Annotated in this window: 16 protein-coding genes; 5 read left to right on the forward strand and 11 right to left on the reverse strand. The window is 38.6% G+C overall.

Going from position 1 to position 17233, the window contains the following annotated elements:
- Window positions 1-85 precede the first annotated feature (85 nt).
- From ABE65_RS05035 to ABE65_RS05045, 3 genes are read right to left on the reverse strand one after another with little or no spacing between them, the layout of a single operon-like run.
- Window positions 86-601: a DinB family protein gene (locus tag ABE65_RS05035; RefSeq protein ID WP_066392024.1), complete on the reverse strand. Its 516-nt coding sequence runs from the start codon at window positions 599-601 to the stop codon at window positions 86-88.
- Window positions 598-1269 (reverse strand): alpha/beta fold hydrolase, encoded by a 672-nt coding sequence (locus tag ABE65_RS05040; RefSeq protein ID WP_066392026.1) that lies wholly within the window; start codon window positions 1267-1269, stop codon window positions 598-600. The genes ABE65_RS05035 and ABE65_RS05040 overlap by 4 nt, the downstream gene beginning before the upstream one ends.
- A gap of 18 nt (window positions 1270-1287) precedes the next feature.
- Complete coding sequence (locus ABE65_RS05045; protein WP_066392028.1) at window positions 1288-1767, reverse strand: GyrI-like domain-containing protein; 480 nt, start codon at window positions 1765-1767, stop codon at window positions 1288-1290.
- Window positions 1768-2024: 257 nt separating this feature from the next.
- Between ABE65_RS05045 and ABE65_RS05050 the strand changes: the two genes are divergently transcribed.
- A complete protein-coding gene (locus ABE65_RS05050) occupies window positions 2025-3377 on the forward strand; it encodes a glucoamylase family protein (protein WP_066392030.1) in 1353 nt (450 codons plus the stop codon).
- Between the two features lie 259 nt (window positions 3378-3636).
- Window positions 3637-4503: a C45 family peptidase gene (locus tag ABE65_RS05055; protein ID WP_066392032.1), complete on the forward strand. Its 867-nt coding sequence runs from the start codon at window positions 3637-3639 to the stop codon at window positions 4501-4503.
- A 463-nt stretch (window positions 4504-4966) separates the two neighbouring features.
- Here the strand turns inward: ABE65_RS05055 and ABE65_RS05060 are convergent, their stop codons facing one another.
- The 3 genes from ABE65_RS05060 to ABE65_RS05070 form a co-directional block, all read right to left on the reverse strand.
- The gene (locus tag ABE65_RS05060; RefSeq protein WP_066392034.1) at window positions 4967-5809 is read right to left on the reverse strand and encodes a carbohydrate ABC transporter permease; all 843 of its coding nucleotides are present in this window, start codon (window positions 5807-5809) and stop codon (window positions 4967-4969) included.
- Window positions 5810-5825: 16 nt separating this feature from the next.
- Entirely contained in the window at window positions 5826-6710 is an 885-nt protein-coding gene (locus ABE65_RS05065) for a carbohydrate ABC transporter permease (RefSeq protein ID WP_066392036.1), read from the reverse strand.
- Between the two features lie 88 nt (window positions 6711-6798).
- On the reverse strand, window positions 6799-8049 hold the full coding sequence (locus ABE65_RS05070) for a sugar ABC transporter substrate-binding protein (RefSeq protein WP_156499118.1): 1251 nt from the start codon (window positions 8047-8049) through the stop codon (window positions 6799-6801).
- A gap of 382 nt (window positions 8050-8431) precedes the next feature.
- Between ABE65_RS05070 and ABE65_RS05075 the strand changes: the two genes are divergently transcribed.
- Both ABE65_RS05075 and ABE65_RS05080 read left to right on the forward strand, forming a co-directional pair.
- Window positions 8432-11779: a GH36-type glycosyl hydrolase domain-containing protein gene (locus ABE65_RS05075; protein WP_066392042.1), complete on the forward strand. Its 3348-nt coding sequence runs from the start codon at window positions 8432-8434 to the stop codon at window positions 11777-11779.
- Window positions 11780-11834: 55 nt separating this feature from the next.
- Window positions 11835-12803, forward strand: a complete 969-nt coding sequence (locus ABE65_RS05080; protein WP_066392044.1) for a LacI family DNA-binding transcriptional regulator — start codon at window positions 11835-11837, stop codon at window positions 12801-12803.
- A gap of 43 nt (window positions 12804-12846) precedes the next feature.
- Here the strand turns inward: ABE65_RS05080 and ABE65_RS05085 are convergent, their stop codons facing one another.
- Window positions 12847-13623 (reverse strand): TerC family protein, encoded by a 777-nt coding sequence (locus ABE65_RS05085; RefSeq protein ID WP_066392045.1) that lies wholly within the window; start codon window positions 13621-13623, stop codon window positions 12847-12849.
- A gap of 404 nt (window positions 13624-14027) precedes the next feature.
- On the opposite strand from ABE65_RS05085, the gene ABE65_RS05090 reads away from it, so the two are divergent.
- On the forward strand, window positions 14028-14564 hold the full coding sequence (locus ABE65_RS05090) for a nucleotidyltransferase family protein (RefSeq protein ID WP_066399775.1): 537 nt from the start codon (window positions 14028-14030) through the stop codon (window positions 14562-14564).
- A 22-nt stretch (window positions 14565-14586) separates the two neighbouring features.
- Here ABE65_RS05090 and ABE65_RS05095 read toward each other — a convergent pair whose 3' ends face one another.
- The 4 genes from ABE65_RS05095 to ABE65_RS05110 form a co-directional block, all read right to left on the reverse strand.
- Window positions 14587-15177: a hypothetical protein gene (locus ABE65_RS05095; protein ID WP_066392047.1), complete on the reverse strand. Its 591-nt coding sequence runs from the start codon at window positions 15175-15177 to the stop codon at window positions 14587-14589.
- Window positions 15178-15194: 17 nt separating this feature from the next.
- Window positions 15195-15659 carry a hypothetical protein gene (locus ABE65_RS05100; protein WP_066392049.1) on the reverse strand — a complete coding sequence of 155 codons (465 nt, stop codon included), beginning with the start codon at window positions 15657-15659 and terminating at the stop codon, window positions 15195-15197.
- Window positions 15660-15661: 2 nt separating this feature from the next.
- Window positions 15662-16051 (reverse strand): VOC family protein, encoded by a 390-nt coding sequence (locus ABE65_RS05105; protein WP_066392051.1) that lies wholly within the window; start codon window positions 16049-16051, stop codon window positions 15662-15664.
- Between the two features lie 71 nt (window positions 16052-16122).
- Window positions 16123-16929: a phosphotransferase family protein gene (locus ABE65_RS05110; protein ID WP_066392053.1), complete on the reverse strand. Its 807-nt coding sequence runs from the start codon at window positions 16927-16929 to the stop codon at window positions 16123-16125.
- Window positions 16930-17233 lie beyond the last annotated feature (304 nt).

The raw sequence follows: 17233 nt of genomic DNA on the forward strand, positions 1-17233 counted from the left end.
TTATCTAATAAAGTTAACTATAATTATTCGACATAATCCATTATTTTCCTCCAGTAAAAAATAAAAAAAGTCCCTTTGAGGGACGTTATTTTAGAATGCTTAAAAAAGTTTTCCATGGACCAACGTCCTGATCATAACGCTTAGCCAGAACCCTAGTAATCTGGTTGATGTGTGTAAGATCGTGAACGGCCCACGTGGATAATAATTGCTGCAAGGTGATAGAACCAAATTCAGGGTGTAATCCCGTTTTATTTAAATCAAAGGAACGAATTTTTAAAGCACCCAATTGGTATAAGCTCTGTTGCCTGGATTGTGAGAATTCACGAAGTAGCTCTTCAATCCCTTTTTCTTGCCCCAGATGAGAGAATCGATCAAAGGGTGGAAGGGGATCATCCTCAATGTTTGTGAGGATGCTGTTAATTCGTGGTATCCAATTGCTCTTTTCACATTGAATCAAGTGAGCAACAACTTCAAGAGAATTCCATGAATCGCCACCCTCATTGTTAATTAACCATTCCAAAGAGAGTCCTGATAACAAGTGTGTCAATACAGCAGGTGTACGCTCAAGAATTTCGAGAGCTTCGCTTTGTTTAAAATTCATGATTCCAATACTCCGCTCTTCATAGAGATAAAATCATCTATTCTTTTAATAACACTTTTAATCATATCAATAGAGGAAAGAATATCACCATCTACTTCAAGTGCATGATTTGCAGTCGGATGAATCATACACGCTATAGATGAGTTATCTATGATCTGATTTATCTTTTCTTCGTCATAAAAAGGGTCTTTATCACCGATTACGCAAAGGCTGTCTTGTTTACACGTTCTTAATGTTTGATAAACAGGTAGACTGCTTAAACGAGGTGTTAGCCAAATGGCTTTTGTGTTTTGGGTAGGCAATCTATCTAAAGCAGTAGGCATGGCCATAGTACCAAAGGATTTTCCTAACACGTAAAAAGATTTATAGATTGAGTGATCAATCACTTGATTTAGCACTGTGGAAACATCGTTAATAAGTGCTGAGGTAATTTCTTCAAAGCTATAACCTTCGTAATCTGATGAATAATAAGGATAGTTTACATGCAATACATCATATCCTTTGTTTAAAAATGCTCCTGAAGAAAAATGAAACAATGGTGATTTAACCGTATACCCTATACCCGGAAGCATGATGGCGAGCCCTTTTGGCTGATCAGTTTTGGTTTGTATTACGTAAGGAATCTTCAGGTTTTTATAGCCAGAGATAGTAGCAGATCTCTCTTTCATATTGAAACCTCCATAGTATTATTGAATGGTATCGTACAATTCGATCTTTAATCGATCCACATTGTTAAAGGAATAGAAAACTTCGATGTGCCAGTTGTTTAGAAGCCTAACGTATCCATTCTTTTGGGTCCACTTGTGTAATCTTTCATAGGTGTCTTTAATTTCTTCATTTCTTCCAACATGTTGGATGCTAGCATATCTTTGAGGTGGGATAGTAAGTGTCACCATTCCAGCTGGAACATTTTCGAAGTTTTCTACTTCCACACAGACCCAATATCCATCCTCTTCAACGGTAGAAGCATCAACAATGAACGCACCTATTTGTTTTGAAGGATCCACGACATGCTGAATGGACGGTAATTGTGATTGCAGCGCAGTTGAAGCTTTAGGGATTTCGTGGATGTATTGATCTCCCTCACATAGCACTCTTAATCCAACTAAATTTATTTCTTTCTGTTCTTTTACAACAGGTGCTTCATAAACTGCTTTGTTGTTCATAGCAAAAACTCCTTTTTAGAGGATTTACTACTTTCTTCTCGTAAAAGAAACCATTATCCTTTATTTACCTATTAAGTAGATTTATTTCCTGTTATTATCAATTTTCTCCTACCTTTATACCGTTTGTTATGAAAACGCATACAACCATTGATGCAAAAGCTTCAGTGCTCCTTATTTATTTCGATCAAACGTGCTAAACTATTGGTGAAACGTTTCGAAAGATTGTTTATCTAAGTATGGAGAGGAGCAAAGCGTCCATGAAAACAAGTAAAATCATTAGCTTTGTATTGATGTTCAGCTTGTTTGCAAATGTATTTGCAACAACATCAGTGTCTGCAACTGACAGAGGAAAAGATTATGCATTCCAAATGGAGTTGAAATCAATCGCTAAGAAGACATACAAGTTTTATCAAGATCATACCGACCCAAAAACAGGTTTGACTTATGATGAGACTCGTTATACAGCAGAAGGTAAAAAAGACGCTACACACACATCCCCAACTAATATTGGTATGTATATGATGAGTACGATCTCTGCTCAAGAATTAGGTATCATCTCAAAAAAGGAAGCGGTAAAACGCATTCAAGTCACGTTGAATACACTTGAACATCTTGAAAAGTGGAACGGCTTATACTACAACTGGTACAACACAAAAGATGGTTCGGTTAAAAAGGACTGGGGACAATTCATCTCACAAGTCGATAACGGATGGCTGTCTGCAGGCTTGATCGTAGTTGGACAAGCTTATGATGAGCTGAATCCACAGACGAGTAAGCTCGTTGAGGACATGAATTACACAACTCTATATGATCCAGAAGTGGGACAATTTCGTGGAGGATATGATGTTGCACAAGGGAAGTTAACCGATCACCACTATGGCTTATTCAACACAGAACCACGTGTAGCAAGTTATATCTCGATCGGTAAAGGCGATGTGCCAAGCGATCACTGGTGGAAGATGTACCGTACGATGCCAAGAGAATGGGATTGGCAAGCACAGATCCCAGAGGGTGAAACGCATGAATATGATGGCGTTTCTGTGTTTGAAGGGCACTACGAATACAACGGTGTAAAATTCGTTCCTAGCTGGGGCGGAAGCATGTTTGAAAGCCTTATGCCTGGAATCGTCTTAAATGAGGTTGAACTTGGAAAAGATGCGCTTGGACTGAACAATAAGCGTCATGTAGAATTACAGCAAGCTTTTGCTAAAGAAAAAGGATATAAAGCATGGGGCTTCTCTCCATCTGCAACACCAGATGGTTACAGTGAGTTTGCCGCAACACCACTTGGTACTTCTGGATACAAAGATGGTGCGACCGTAACCGCTCATGCATCATTCTTAGCACTAGACTATGATCCTAATGGTGTTCGAAAAAACATTAAAGCCTTAAAAGAACTCAATACGTATAGCAAGTACGGGTTCTATGATTCTGTAAACGTGGAAACAGGTGAAATTGCTAAAGCATATCTCGCGCTCGATCAAGGAATGATCATGGTATCTATCGCTAACTATCTAAAAGATGGTGTGATCCGCGATTACTTCCACCAAGATCCGATCGGTAAGAAACCAGAGAATCTGTTGAAAAAAGAAAAGTTCTCCATTCAATAAGTAAATGCAGCACCCGATTCCAAGTGGATGAGGGTGTTTTTTTGTTGGATCTAGATAGTTTTGCAGGCTTTCAGGTGGAAGTGAAGAGGTTAGCGGTGGTCAGGAGTGATTCGTAGGTGGTCTGTATGAGTTTATCAGTGAAAACGTGATGTTTAGAGGTGAAAAGATACCATTTAGCGGTGAACATGTAAGAAAAATAAAAACACGTACCGTAAACGACGATAAAAGGGTCTAGGATCTTTGTGTGGAACTCCTATCTATGACAGTTGACTGTGCCGTTTTTCCAGCTGCAAATATTCAAAGTGGAAGTGAAGAAAAGATGTGTACAAGTTTTGTTTTGCACGAAGATCGAACGTATATAGGAATGAACTTTGACCTGTCTGAGCGGCCGATTAAAATGGCTTTATCAGGTGAACACCAGCTCCTTATTTTACAAAAAGAAGGCGGCCGTTTCTTGCCAGCCATTGGCTTTAATAGGGAGGGTATATTCATGAACCTTCATATGGTGAACCCGAATGAAGAGGGGAAATATAAAAGGAATAAAAACAGTATACATATGATGAGGCTATTTGACGAAGTGTTGACTGAAAAAGTAAAAACATCAGTGCTTCCTATCTATCTAGAAGAAAAAGAAATCGTGAATGTTCCAGATTATAGTGTTCAAAGTTTGATAGTTGGTCTTAACAAAAATTCATTCATCGTAGAGCCGGGAAGGAAACATATAGATACTCATGAACGAGAAGATGACTTTTTGGTTCTTACGAATTTTTCAGTTCGAGATGCTATGGAACATGAAGATATGACATTGCAAGGACCAGGAAGTGATCGTTATCAGATAGCATTTGATGAATTGGCAAATAGGAAAGATGATTTTTCCGTGGAACAAGGCTTATCCATCCTGAAGCAAACCGCACAAAGGGAAGGGGACTATCCTACACAGTTATCTATAATATTTAGTCCAGAAGATGAGAGTATCTATTTCTCTCTTAAAGGGGATTTTAAAAGACTTTATAAATTCTCCTTCTCGGATAGAATGATAACAACAGAGAGGGGCTTTGAGCGCGATTTTGGTTTGTTGGTAAAGAAAAGAGGTGTTTTATTGTCAGAGCTTGAGGGTTGGGATTAAAAGTACTGGATTGAGAATGGTATTTGGGAATATGGTAGGTGAGCAATTCTGGATTTATAGACCGTATTTCTTGATTTATAGTCCTTCAAGAAATTTTATAGGTCTTCAAAATAATTTATAGGTCCTCAAAATAATTTATAGGTCTTCAAAATAATTTATAGGCTTTTCGACAAATATCATTTAATAAAATCATGGTAGTGAGGTATCTATGAAAAAAACATCGGAGAATAGACTAAATGCTTTTTTACTATTAACTGGGATCCTGTTTCTGTACTCTATCTTTTCTAAAATTTATCATTTCAACAGCATCATAAATGATATTGTGTATCTTTCAGGGTTTGTAATAGCTATTCTGATTCATCTCTATTATAGAAAGAAAACCAAGCTCAAAAAACTAAACACATAAAAATCAAAAAGAACCCCGATTACATATTAGAATCGAGGGTTCTTCAACGCCAACCTTCTATTTCATCCCTGAAATGGTATAGCCTTCGATAATGTGCTTTTGGAAGATGATGAAGATGATGACGATTGGAACAACCATGAACGTTGATCCGGCCATCTGCAACGCGAAGTTGCCTCCATATTGCCCTTTAAGAAGACTTAACCCAACAGACAACGTATATAGACTTTCATCGTTCGCGATGATCAACGGCCATAAGAAGCTGTTCCAACCAGCGATGAACGTTAGAATTCCTTGAACGGCCATGATCGGTTTTGAAATAGGTAGAACGAGCTGCATGAACACGCGGAACTCACTCGCTCCATCTAGACGAGCGGCTTCAAGCAGTTCGTCTGGGATGGTAGACATGAACTGTCGGAATAAGAAGATGCTGAATGCACCAACTAATCCTGGTAGAACGACACCTGCCATCGTGTTCGTCAAGCCCATCTGGTTTAAGATTAAATAAACAGGAATCATCGTTACTTGTCCTGGGATCATCATGGTCGCTAAGACAAGGTAGAAAAGCTTTTCTCTTCCTTTAAACTTGTACTTCGCAAACGCATATCCAGCCATCGCATTAAAGAAAAGTCCGACGAAAGAACAGAGGACGATGATGATCGTATTACGCAAATAAACACCAAAGTTCATGTTCTCAAACAGGTAGACGAAGTTTTCGGTTGTAAAGTTTTCAGGCCACAGACTCGGTGTGAGCTGAAGGACTTCACTTTCAGGTTTGAAAGCAGAGAGGATCATCCAAATAAAAGGGATGGCTACTAAAAGACCGCCAAGCGTTAAGACGATTCCTGCGATCCATTGCTGAATTTTGTATGCTTTCTTCGCATCAGATACTTTTGTTTTCATGTTCTCACCTCACGTCTTAAATATCGGTATCTTTCTTTTGCAATCGGAACTGAATCATCGTAATTATGATAATGGTTACAAACAGGACGAATGAACCTGCAGCGGCATAACCGAAGTTACTGAGCTGGAATCCATTGCGATAGATGAAGAGAGCAACAGAAGTGGTGCTATCAAGCGGTCCGCCGTTCGTCATAACGAATGGTTCTTCGAAGAACTGAATCCATCCGATCATCGTTGTGATCGACACGAAGAAAATGGCATAACGAAGAAGAGGAATCGTTATCTTCGTAAGCTGTTTCCAGTTGTTCGCACCGTCTAATTGAGCTGCTTCATAATACGTTTTTGGAATACCTTGTAAAGCTGCTAAGAAAATAATCATGTTCACACCGATCGCGCGCCAAACGGCTAATGCGATCAATGACCCTTTGGCAATCGTTGGGTCTTGTAACCATGGTATGGCAGGAATGCCGACTAGACCGAGCAGATAGTTGAATAAACCGAACTGTGGGTTGTATAGGTACGTCCACACAACAGCTACTGCTACAACGTTTGTAATCGAAGGCATATAAAAAACAAGACGAAAAGCCTTGAAGATGCGCGCTGTACCAAAGTTGATCAAAAGAGCGATACCAAGTGAACATGCGATAACGAGTGGAACACCAAATACGACATAAAACACAGTGTTACCGATCGATTTTAGAAAAATAGGATCTTTAAAGATATTTATATAGTTTTCGATTCCAATGAAGCTAATATTTGAATAGTCTGCAAGTCCAGCTAGGTCAATATCTGTAAAACTAATCACCAATGCAAGAACAATGGGAAAAAGAGAGAATAAAGCCAATAATAGAAGTGCTGGTCCAATGAAGAGGTAGGGAGTCGTTTTTGAATAGCTTTTCATGTTTTCACATCCTTCATCGTTACCCGTGTTGATGATAAAAAGGGAACGAGCAGGATAACCTGCTCGTTATACCCCGGATCAACAGGATTTATTTCTTTAAGATCTCTTCCGCTTTTTTGTCGAAGTTATCTAATTCCTTCTGAACATCTGCTCCGCCTCTGTAGATTTTCTCAAAACTCTTCAAATAAGATTGAGCGATTTCTTCCCATTGCTTAATAACAGGCATCGGTTGTGAAGCTTTCATCTGTTCACCGAACGCTTTGTAAAATTCATTTCCAGTAAGTGAATCGTCTTCCCAAGCTTTTTGAGTTGCTGGAAGGGAATTTGTCATTTCCATCCATTTTAATTGTGTTTCAGGCTTACTCATATATGCTGCGAATTTTAATGCTTCTTTTTCGTGCTTCGTGTATTCGAATACAGAAAGGTTAGATCCACCAAGTGCAGAGATGTTGTTTTCTTTTGCTGGAAGAACTGCTGTACCCCATTTACCTTTAAGCTCAGGAGCTTGGTCGTTAATCAATTTGATCATCCATGGACCACTGATGAACATGGGTAAGATTCCATCTCCACGGAAGCCTTGAACGATATCCATTCCAAGTTCTTCTTTTGGAGCTGCTCCACTTTCATAGAAGCTGTTCAAGTATTCAACCGCCTCAACGAATTTTGGATCATTGAATTTTGGCTCGTTGTCAGGTCCTAAAAGTTCTGCTCCATTTTGGCGAGCGAACATGAAGGACAAGCTTTGTTCTTTTGCATCGATTGAAATCCCATATTTCCCTTTTCCGCGGTCAGCTAGCTTATCAGCAGCTTCCTTCAACTCGTCCCACGTTTTTGGTGCTTCTTTAAATCCTGCTTTCTCGAGCAGATCTGTACGATAGTAGAGTAAGCGAGTATCTACGTACCAAGGTACACCAACCATTTTGTCATCAAACTTAGTCGTTTCAACAGAACCTTCAAAGAAATGTTTTGGATCTAGTTCCGGGTAATCTTTAACATGAGGTTTTAAATCTTTTAATGCTCCAGCTGATGCGAATTCTGGAATCCAAGTCGTCCCCATCTGAACAACATCAGGGCCTTTTTTAGAAGCAACTGCCGTTAACAGCTTATCGTGTGCTTGATCCCAAGGAAGAGCTTGAACTTTAACATCAATTTTCGGATTTTCTTTTTCGAATTCTTCAGCGATTTTAGGAAGTGATTTGGCTTCTTCACCCATCCCCCAAACCGTAATAGTTGTTTTTCCATCTTCTGAACCTGAAGAACAGCCAGCTAATACGCCAGAAAGGACAAGTGCACCAACCATTGACGTAACCATTGATTTTTTAAACCAGCGTTTTTTCATGTGAGTTCCCCCTATAATTTGCCTGTGAAAGCAATCAATTTTTAATATTCCCGAATTTTCTTTGAGATTATTGTTGAAACGTTTCGATAAGCACATTATAATTCAAGTTGTAATCGTTTACAACATGGAATTTTCAAAAAGAGGTTTCCTTCCAAATTTTGTTGGAAACATAAGGTTTCATACACTTTTTTCTTTGTTTTATAAGGGTAGGAAGAAAATAGGGGTATGGGGTTTAAAAACCTAGAAACTCTCTTGAATTTAATTGAAACGTTTCGATAAAATGCTTTCATCTAAAAAAAGAGATGAAAAATTCATGTTCATTTCAACAGAATTTTATAGTGTGAAAAATGAGAGCCATAATAAAAGAATTGAGGGATAGACAATGACAACATTAACGAAAGGGAACATCACGGTTAAAGCTGGTGACTTTACATTTGCGTTCTTAAGTACTGGTGATATCTACAAAGCTTCCCACCATGATACGATGATCAACCAATGGATGAGTAATCCGATCGATGGTTCTTTAAACAACCTTTATTTACGAGTCTTTAACAGTGAGGGAATTCACTTAACCCCACTTCTAGGTACTAAATCGAACAGCACCGTTTCATATCATGAGAATCAAGTCTTTTGGGAAGGTATCTTTCAAGATATTTCATATGTAGTCACTTTTTCATTAAGAGAAAGCGGAATCTGGTTTTGGGATATCGAACTCCAAGGAAAGGCTGAGAAAGCTGATATTATTTATGGTCAAGACGTTGGACTTGCACATATTGGTGCTGTTCGAACGAATGAGGCATTTATCGCTCAGTATGTAGATCATGGCGTGTTTGAAGATGAGAAGCTAGGTTATGTGATCTGTTCTCGTCAAAACCAACCTAATGGAAAAGCCTTTCCTTACTTGCAACAAGGATCATTAACAAGATCTGTAGGCTATACGACAGATGGGTTTCAATTCTTCGGTACTTCATATAAAGAGTCGGATGTTCCACAAGCACTTTATAAGGAAAACTTAGAAAGTGAAGTGTATCAATACGAATTTGCTTATATCGCTCTTCAATCAGAGAGATTTAAACTTGATGGCAAACATCACATCAATTTTTATGGATGCTTTAAAGAAGATCATCAGGAAGCTGTTTCGTCCATTGATTTTAAAGAGGAGATCATTGCAGCTTGGAATGAAGTTCAAGCTCAATCCAAAAAAGACACGACTACACTTGAAACGATCAAGCGTAATGACCATTTTGACGGTACTTTGAAAACAGTGGATCTTTCAAAGGAAGAAGTGGAAGCTCTTTTCCCAGAGCGAATTCTAGAAGAATATGAAGGAGATGAGCTTCTATCCTTTTTTACTCCAACCTATGAACATATCGTTTTAAAAGAAAAAGAAAGAATCGTAGAGCGACCTCATGGACATATTCTTGTTACCGGAGATAACGTGTCTATAAAAGAAGACACGATCACGACTACTTCTTATATGTATGGAATCTTTAATTCTCAATTAGTAGTAGGAAACACTTCGTTTCATAAAATGATGACGAATGCACGTAATGCGTTGAATGTTATGAAAACATCGGGTCAACGTATCTATGTGGAGTTAGATGGTAAGCTGAGATTATTAACGATGCCGTCGTTGTTTGAGATGGGCTTTAACTATACGCGCTGGTTCTATAAAACAGAAGATGAGACGTTCATCATCACCAACTACACTACAGTTGATACTCCGGAAGTAGAGCTGCATGTTAAAGCTCTGAGCGGTAGGTCATACCGATTCGTTGTGACGAACCAAGTATCCTTGAACAATCAAGAATATGAAGTGCCATTTAAGTTGGAAAATGAAGAAGATGGGGTTCTTTCATTCTTCGCGGATGCCGCTTCAGACAGTGGAAAGACGTATGAAAATTTAAGTTATCGAATGAAGATTACGGGAGCCGAGTGGAGCGTAACAGACGAGACAATCTTTGGTGAAAACATGGATCGTGGATCTGCATCTCTTGTGGTTTGTGATCTTAAACCAACAAATGAGTGGGGCATCTCTCATCAAGGGTTGATCGATGGGAAGAAGATTCCGTTTACAAGTAAGACGATTGAAACGGAAATCGAGCGTTACCGTACATTTATACAAACCACGAACCGTGGATTCCGTTTGACTAAGGATGGAGTTGAAACACATGAACTTCAGAAGATGAACGCCTTAGCTCATTGGTATACACATAACATGCTGATTCACTATTCTGTTCCGCATGGTCTCGAGCAATATGGTGGAGCAGCGTGGGGTACCCGTGATGTTTGCCAAGGACCTGCTGAATACTTCTTAGCAACTCAGCATTATGGTGCAGTAAAAGACATCTTGCTTACTGTATATTCTCATCAGTTTGACGAGACGGGTAACTGGCCACAATGGTTCATGTTTGATCAATACTTTAAAATCCAGCAAGATGATTCACATGGAGATATTATCGTATGGCCACTTAAGTTAGTGACAGATTACCTTGCTGCTACCAATGATTTTGATATCTTACAAACGGAAGTCCCTTACACGTCTAATAAAGGTTTTGACTTTACTGAGAAAAAAGATACATTATTACAGCATATTCAAAAACAAATCGGTTACATGAGAGAGAACTTTTTGCATGATACGCACCTTTCTTCTTATGGAGACGGAGATTGGGATGATACGCTTCAACCTGCAAATCCACAGCTTAAAAAATATATGGTAAGTTCATGGACAGTTGCTTTAACCTATCAAGTTATGACTCAGTTCTCACAACAGTTACAGCATGTGGACGAAGATGAAGCTGCGAAACTAAGCGATCTCGCAAAAAATATTAAGTCAGACTATCAAGAACATATGTTAGGAACAGATGTAATCCCAGGATTTGTTTACATGGAGGATTCAAAATCACCAAAACTGATGCTTCATCCTAGTGATAACACGACTGGTATCAACTATCGTTTATTACCGATGACTCGCAGTATGATTGCAGAATTGTTAACACCTGAACAAGCGGAACAGCACCTTGATCTGATCATGGATAATTTTTATTGCCCAGATGGCGTAAGATTGATGGACAAACCTGCTCATTATAAAGGCGGTGTGAGTACGCATTTCAAACGTGCTGAACAAGCATCGAATTTCGGGCGTGAGATTGGACTTCAATATGTTCATGCTCATATTCGTTTTGTTGAAGCGATGGCGAAGCTAGGTAAAAAAGAAGAAGTGTGGAGCGGATTAGAGAAGATCAATCCTGTTATGATTCAAGAAAAAGTTCCAAATGCAGAGCGACGTCAGAGTAATGCTTATTTCTCAAGTTCTGATGGTGATTTTAAAACTCGCTATGAAGCACAAGAACGTTTTGGTGAACTTAGAGATGGAAGAGCCAAAGTTAAAGGTGGATGGAGAATCTATTCTTCTGGACCTGGAATCTATATGAACCAGTTGATCTCAAATTGTTTAGGTATTCGCCCACAAGGGGAGAACCTAATCATTGATCCGATATTAACAGAAGAAATGAACGGACTAGAATTGCAGTATATCATCGATGGAAAACCTGTCAAAATGGTATTCCGAGATAGCGGCGAGGAAAGTAATCGACTGATCGTTAATGGTCAAGAAGTAGAAAGCAAAACGTATCAAAACATTTACCGAGACGGTGGCGTATGCGTGAACCGCTCTGAATTTGTAAAAAAATTGTCAGCAGACGTGAATACCGTAGAGATTTATTCATAACCATTCGTTATAATAAAGGAAACGTTTGCAACAAGTGAGATAGGAGAGAAGTTCGTTGGTAAGTATTAAAGACATTGCAAAACAAGCAGGTGTTTCCATTTCCACGGTCTCCTATGCCTTGAACGGAAGTCCGAAAGTTACGAAGGAAACATCAGCACGAATTTTGGCGATCGCTAAAGAACTCAATTATATTCCTAGCGCAGCCGCACGTTCTTTGAAAAAAAGAGAAACAAAAATTATTGGAATCTATTTAACGAATTATAGTGGTGCTTTTTATGGACAGCTTCTGCAGGGTATGATGGAGACATTAAGCGAGAACGGCTATGAACTGATCGTATGCAGCGGAAAAGAGTCGCATCGCTTTCTTCCAGAACGCATGATCGATGGCGCAATCATTCTGGATGCCACATATGAAACAAAAGAACTGTTAAGTCACGCAGAACGAGGACATAAGCTGGTCGTGATGGATCGAAGAATGGATCATCCGAACATCTCTCAAGTGCTGCTTGATAATAAAGCAGGGGCTACACTTGCGATTGATTATTTGGCTGAAAAAGGCCATCAGAAGATCTGTGTTGTAAAGGGTCCGGATATCTCATTTGATGCGAGGCAGCGGTTAGAAGCTGTTCAAAAAGCTGTACAACGCTATTCGCATATTGAGTACATCGAAATCGATGGTGATTTCCATAAGCAATCAGGTGAAGTGGCAGGCAAGAAGATTCATCAAGACTTTACAGAGCCTGTAGGCGTGTTTTGTTTGAATGATGAGATGGCGATCGGTATGTATAATTATTTCAGCCATACAAACCTACGCATTGGTGAAGATATTCACATTATCGGTTTTGATAATATTGAAGTGTCTCAATATATCCACCCAAGACTTGCGACGATTAACTATTCAAAGCATAAGTGGGGAGCATTGGCTTCAGAACTGTTGCTGAATTTAATCCAGAAGAAGCAAAGTCCTGAGCATGAACGAATCAACGTTAGCCTTATTGAAGGAGATTCGGTTCGTAAACGATAAAATACAAAGAAGAGGAGCTTTTTCAGCTCCTCTTCTTTTGTATTTATTCAGCTTGTGATTGAGTTGATTTTTCTTTAGAGAGAAACCAACCACCAACAGCGATCAAGATGAGAACAACATAAAAAGTGATCTTCCATTCTGGTGATTTTGCGAAACCTTCAGAGAGGATAGCTAAGTCAGGGTGTGCAAGGGTATAAACAGCTAATTTTACACCGACCCAACCTACGATGAGAAAGGCTGCAATTTCAAGACCTGGTTTGGATTGTAGAAGTTTAACAAAAAAGTTAGCAGCAAAACGCATGATGATGAGTCCGATCAACCCACCAGCAAAGATCACTAGGAACTTTCCGCCATCCAGTCCACCGATGTTAGGAAGCCCGGAATCCGGAAGTGCCACTGCTAGTGCTACAGCTGCAAGGATTGAATCCACGGCAAATGCGATGTCAGCTAGTTCAACTTTTAATACAGTAGTCCAAAAACCTGATTTTTTCTTTGCTGCCTTAGACGTTTCAGTCGATTCATCTGCTTTTTTAACCATAACTTTTCTGAAGATATGGTTAAGTGCGATAAATAGAAGGTACACAGCTCCGATAGCTTGAACCTGCCACACGTTCACCAAGAACGAAATGGCAAACAATGATGCGAAACGGAAGAAGAACGCACCTACTAAACCGTAAAACAACGCTTTTTTCCGTTGTTCTTCTGGTAAGTGTTTGACCATTATGGCTAAGACCAGTGCATTGTCTGCCGCTAGTAAGCCTTCTAAGGCGATCAGCACTAACAAGATCCAACCATATTCTAACAAGATAGATAGTTCCATTTTAATTCCTCCTTTAAAATGTTAGATGCATGAATGAAGCGAGAACGATTTACATGAAGCGACCTCCTGTTAACAAATAAAAAAGACCTCTACCAATAGCAGGTAAAGGTCTTACATATAAAAAAGACCCTTACCAACCGAACGGTAAAGGTCTTGCTAACAACGATAAAGTTGCCAATATAGCCGAGAGCACGAAGCTCCGAAATGACGACTATACTGTAAAAGCTACTCCCCTTTAGGAGTTATGAAGTTACTATTATCTTATTATGCTATCTTAGAAGTTGTCAATTATTTTATGACAGGTAAAATGTTGAAGATAAAAGGCGTGACTTATTGTAGTATCCTTGAAAGATATAGACGAAAAGAGTGGATGTAAGTTGGATCAAAATCAATACATAATAGACATGATTAAAAATGATGATTGGATGATGCGGATTTTACGTGCTGCCAAAACGTTAAATTTACCGGATTGGTGGATATGTGCAGGGTTTGTTCGATCTAAAGTTTGGGATACGCTCCATGGTTTTCAAGAAAGAACGAGACTTGCAGATATCGATGTCGTTTATTTCAATCCTGAAGACCTAAAAAAAGAGAGTGAAAAAAAGTATGAAAAAATACTTTTAGAGCAGATTCCAGATCTGCCGTGGTCTGTAAAAAACGAAGCCAGGATGCATCTTGTGAACAATGATTTCGAACCGTACACGTCAACAGTTGATGCGATCTCCAAATTTCCTGAAACGGTAACTGCTCTGGGTGTTAGGCTTGATGAGCAAGGCGAAGTGATTCTTGCTGCACCATGTGGATTAAAAGATGTACTAAGCATGGAAGTTAGACCAACAGATTCTTACAAAAGCACTGAAAACCGAAGAAAAAAATACAGAGAACGTGTGAAAAAAAAGAATTGGGTAGCGGTTTGGTACAAAGTTAGAGTGATAGAATAGAGAGAAGCTTGAGCGCTATTGCTCAAGCTTCTTTTATAGAGCTTAGATATTCCTTATAGAAAATAGAGAGCATCCTAAAATTTGAGATGAAATGAACATGTAAATTGCGTAGTTGCCGATCAATCGTACTTCTTGAATGAAGACTAGAATGATGTTTCAGTTCTTCAATTTCCTTTTCAAGACTTAATGTTTCCCTTAATAAGCTTTGCAAATAGGACTTAGTACTTTTTGAATATTCCTCTTGAAAAGCAAGATTGATGAGTATATCTTTTGCTTCTTTAACTTCCAACTCCATATCGGTTAACGATGTTTGCGTGAAGGTTATAGAATCGTTATCTACCAACCAAGGAAGTTCATACATTTTTAAAAGATATTCAACATTACTCGTGGTACGGTTTTGAATCAACTCTTCGTTCTTTTGTTGATTGAGACGGGATTCATACTCCAGCTTGAAGGCTTTTAATTCTGATTTATAATCATCTACGAGTATTTGATCTCCACCATAACGAATGGATTTTTTTAGGCTGAAAGGTGAGAATGGAAATACCCAAATGATCATTACGAATAGTAGGGCAAATCCAAATAAGATCCATCTGATTCTTTTTTTCTTCATCCCCGCGTTCCTCTCCCTCAAACCGTACTTTTACTTCTATACCTCCTTGCGTCAGCTGGACCTGAAGGTTTTTTAGGCTCTTTCGGTTCGCGTTTTTTTCTTGGTCTAAATAAGGCATAACTTAAACAAAAACCAATCGAACAAGTAATTCCATAGCCAAACACAGCAAATGTGTTCAGCCCTTCAAACTTAGCCCAATAGAAGATGGTGAAGCGGTATATCAAAAGAACAACAATACTTAGTGCGACATATAAGAGAAGATGAAACCTGAATTTTAACCTCATTCTATCTTTAGAAGATTCAATTATAAATGCGATTGGCAATGTGCAAAAAAGAAAAAAAGGAAGAGCTGTAACAATCCCAAAGAATAGACCGAATAACACACCTTGTAGATCAAGCTTAAATGGATTCCCGCCAGGAATAGCAAAGAAGAACAATGCTCCACAAAGTACCGATATTACTGATGAAATGATGACTCTCATAACTATCTCCTAACTACTTGTTGAAGCTTTTCGTTCTTGGATTCTGAATCTTTATATTCAAACAATCCTAAGCGATTTCCCCAAGGATCGGAAAACGTAGCCCATCTAACAGGAACTTCAACACGCTCATAAATTTCAAAGTATTCCACATGTAAAATATCCATCAATCGTTTTCGTTCAGCATCGAGATCGACTACCCCTAGACGAAGAGGTCCAGTGCCAACAGCAGGATCTCCCTCTGCTACTTGCAGCCAGCAGTTAGGAAGCAACTCCCATTCTGCAAATCCTTCATGTGGAGTGAAGTCAGGCTGACGGTTCAACAAGGTTTCATAATACTTTTGACCATCTTCCATATTCGATACACGAACTTGAACTGTCATTTCATATATCATATGTAATTCTCCTTTACTTCATTTTATTTTCTATTAAAAACGTTCTTAACGAGTCAGAGGTTTCATAACGATTAATTACGTATTAGACCTTTTTGAATAATTGATAATAATAACTTTTTCTCAACATCGGGAAGATTTTCACTTAATCGTGCTGCAGCTATCGGAACCATCCAGCTTTCTAATTCTTTTGAAGATAACTGGTAATGTCTAGTATAACTTTTTCTATAATACATAGCTAAAAGTTTTCGTGAATATAAAGTAGTTCTAAAATTTAGAAAAGAGGTACGATCTTGTAATCCACCGTAACGTAAGATGAGCAGAGTCCGTGCTAAGTCTGCCATACGGTTGCCACTTGTAGCATCACACCAGTCAATGATTACAGCTTCGTTTTTTGTAATTAAAATATTGTCAGGATGAAAATCACCATGGCATAAACAATTACTTTTTGGAAGTTCTTCTAATCGCTTGTTGATTCTTTTCTTGTCATCCACATTTAATTCTTTTACTGACATAATCTTTTGTTTCAGCACATCAAATTGAGAAGGAAGGGCAGATAATTTCTTTTCGTGAACGATAGTTTGAAGAGTCGCCATCTTCTTTAAGAAATGAAGTGCTTTTTGAGGTTGAGATTCTAATATACTTGTTAACGTTAATCCCTCAACTTTTTTATAAATCAAAGCTCTTTTACCAGGAATCGGTTTACCCCATCTTACTTCGGGAACCGGAAGGCCTGATTGAATAATGTTCTTATGAATCGTATACTCATGCTCAATAAAATCATCGGATATGTGATCATGAAAAAGCTTTGCAACTTCGGTTGGGGAAAATATGATGACCTGTGCGGTACTACCTACACCAATGACTAGTTTGTGCTCCAAAATGATTTTCTCCTCTACTCAAATCTCTATATGGATAATTTTAACACATTTAGAAGGGGTAGATTGTTCAAAACTTTTGTTTGACTGACTGGTCATGAACCGATTATACTAACTAATGGTAAATGTGACTAAGTGGTCATATGATGCATGTTATAAGAGTAGCTATAACTTAAAAGATATTGAAGCGTACTCCTATAACTGAAAAAGAAGTCTTTGAAGCCGAGTTAGGGGCAATACTTAATCAAGTAAAGAATTTAGTTGATGAAAGAAATAGTGATGGGATAGCAAGAAATTTAAAGCTTGG

The sequence above is a fragment of the Fictibacillus phosphorivorans genome (assembly GCF_001629705.1).
In the GTDB taxonomy this organism is placed as follows: Bacteria; Bacillota; Bacilli; order Bacillales; family Fictibacillaceae; genus Fictibacillus; species Fictibacillus phosphorivorans_A.

Bases quoted from the DNA above. Each gene is read 5' to 3' on its own strand.
- ABE65_RS05035 (WP_066392024.1), bottom strand. From the start codon at position 601: ATGAATTTTAAACAAAGCGAAGCTCTCGAAATTCTTGAGCGTACACCT.
- ABE65_RS05040 (WP_066392026.1), bottom strand. From the start codon at position 1,269: ATGAAAGAGAGATCTGCTACTATCTCTGGCTATAAAAACCTGAAGATT.
- ABE65_RS05045 (WP_066392028.1), bottom strand. From the start codon at position 1,767: ATGAACAACAAAGCAGTTTATGAAGCACCTGTTGTAAAAGAACAGAAA.
- ABE65_RS05050 (WP_066392030.1), top strand. From the start codon at position 2,025: ATGAAAACAAGTAAAATCATTAGCTTTGTATTGATGTTCAGCTTGTTT.
- ABE65_RS05055 (WP_066392032.1), top strand. From the start codon at position 3,637: ATGACAGTTGACTGTGCCGTTTTTCCAGCTGCAAATATTCAAAGTGGA.
- ABE65_RS05060 (WP_066392034.1), bottom strand. From the start codon at position 5,809: ATGAAAACAAAAGTATCTGATGCGAAGAAAGCATACAAAATTCAGCAA.
- ABE65_RS05065 (WP_066392036.1), bottom strand. From the start codon at position 6,710: ATGAAAAGCTATTCAAAAACGACTCCCTACCTCTTCATTGGACCAGCA.
- ABE65_RS05070 (WP_156499118.1), bottom strand. From the start codon at position 8,049: ATGAAAAAACGCTGGTTTAAAAAATCAATGGTTACGTCAATGGTTGGT.
- ABE65_RS05075 (WP_066392042.1), top strand. From the start codon at position 8,432: ATGACAACATTAACGAAAGGGAACATCACGGTTAAAGCTGGTGACTTT.
- ABE65_RS05085 (WP_066392045.1), bottom strand. From the start codon at position 13,623: ATGGAACTATCTATCTTGTTAGAATATGGTTGGATCTTGTTAGTGCTG.
- ABE65_RS05090 (WP_066399775.1), top strand. From the start codon at position 14,028: ATGATTAAAAATGATGATTGGATGATGCGGATTTTACGTGCTGCCAAA.
- ABE65_RS05095 (WP_066392047.1), bottom strand. From the start codon at position 15,177: ATGAAGAAAAAAAGAATCAGATGGATCTTATTTGGATTTGCCCTACTA.
- ABE65_RS05100 (WP_066392049.1), bottom strand. From the start codon at position 15,659: ATGAGAGTCATCATTTCATCAGTAATATCGGTACTTTGTGGAGCATTG.
- ABE65_RS05105 (WP_066392051.1), bottom strand. From the start codon at position 16,051: ATGATATATGAAATGACAGTTCAAGTTCGTGTATCGAATATGGAAGAT.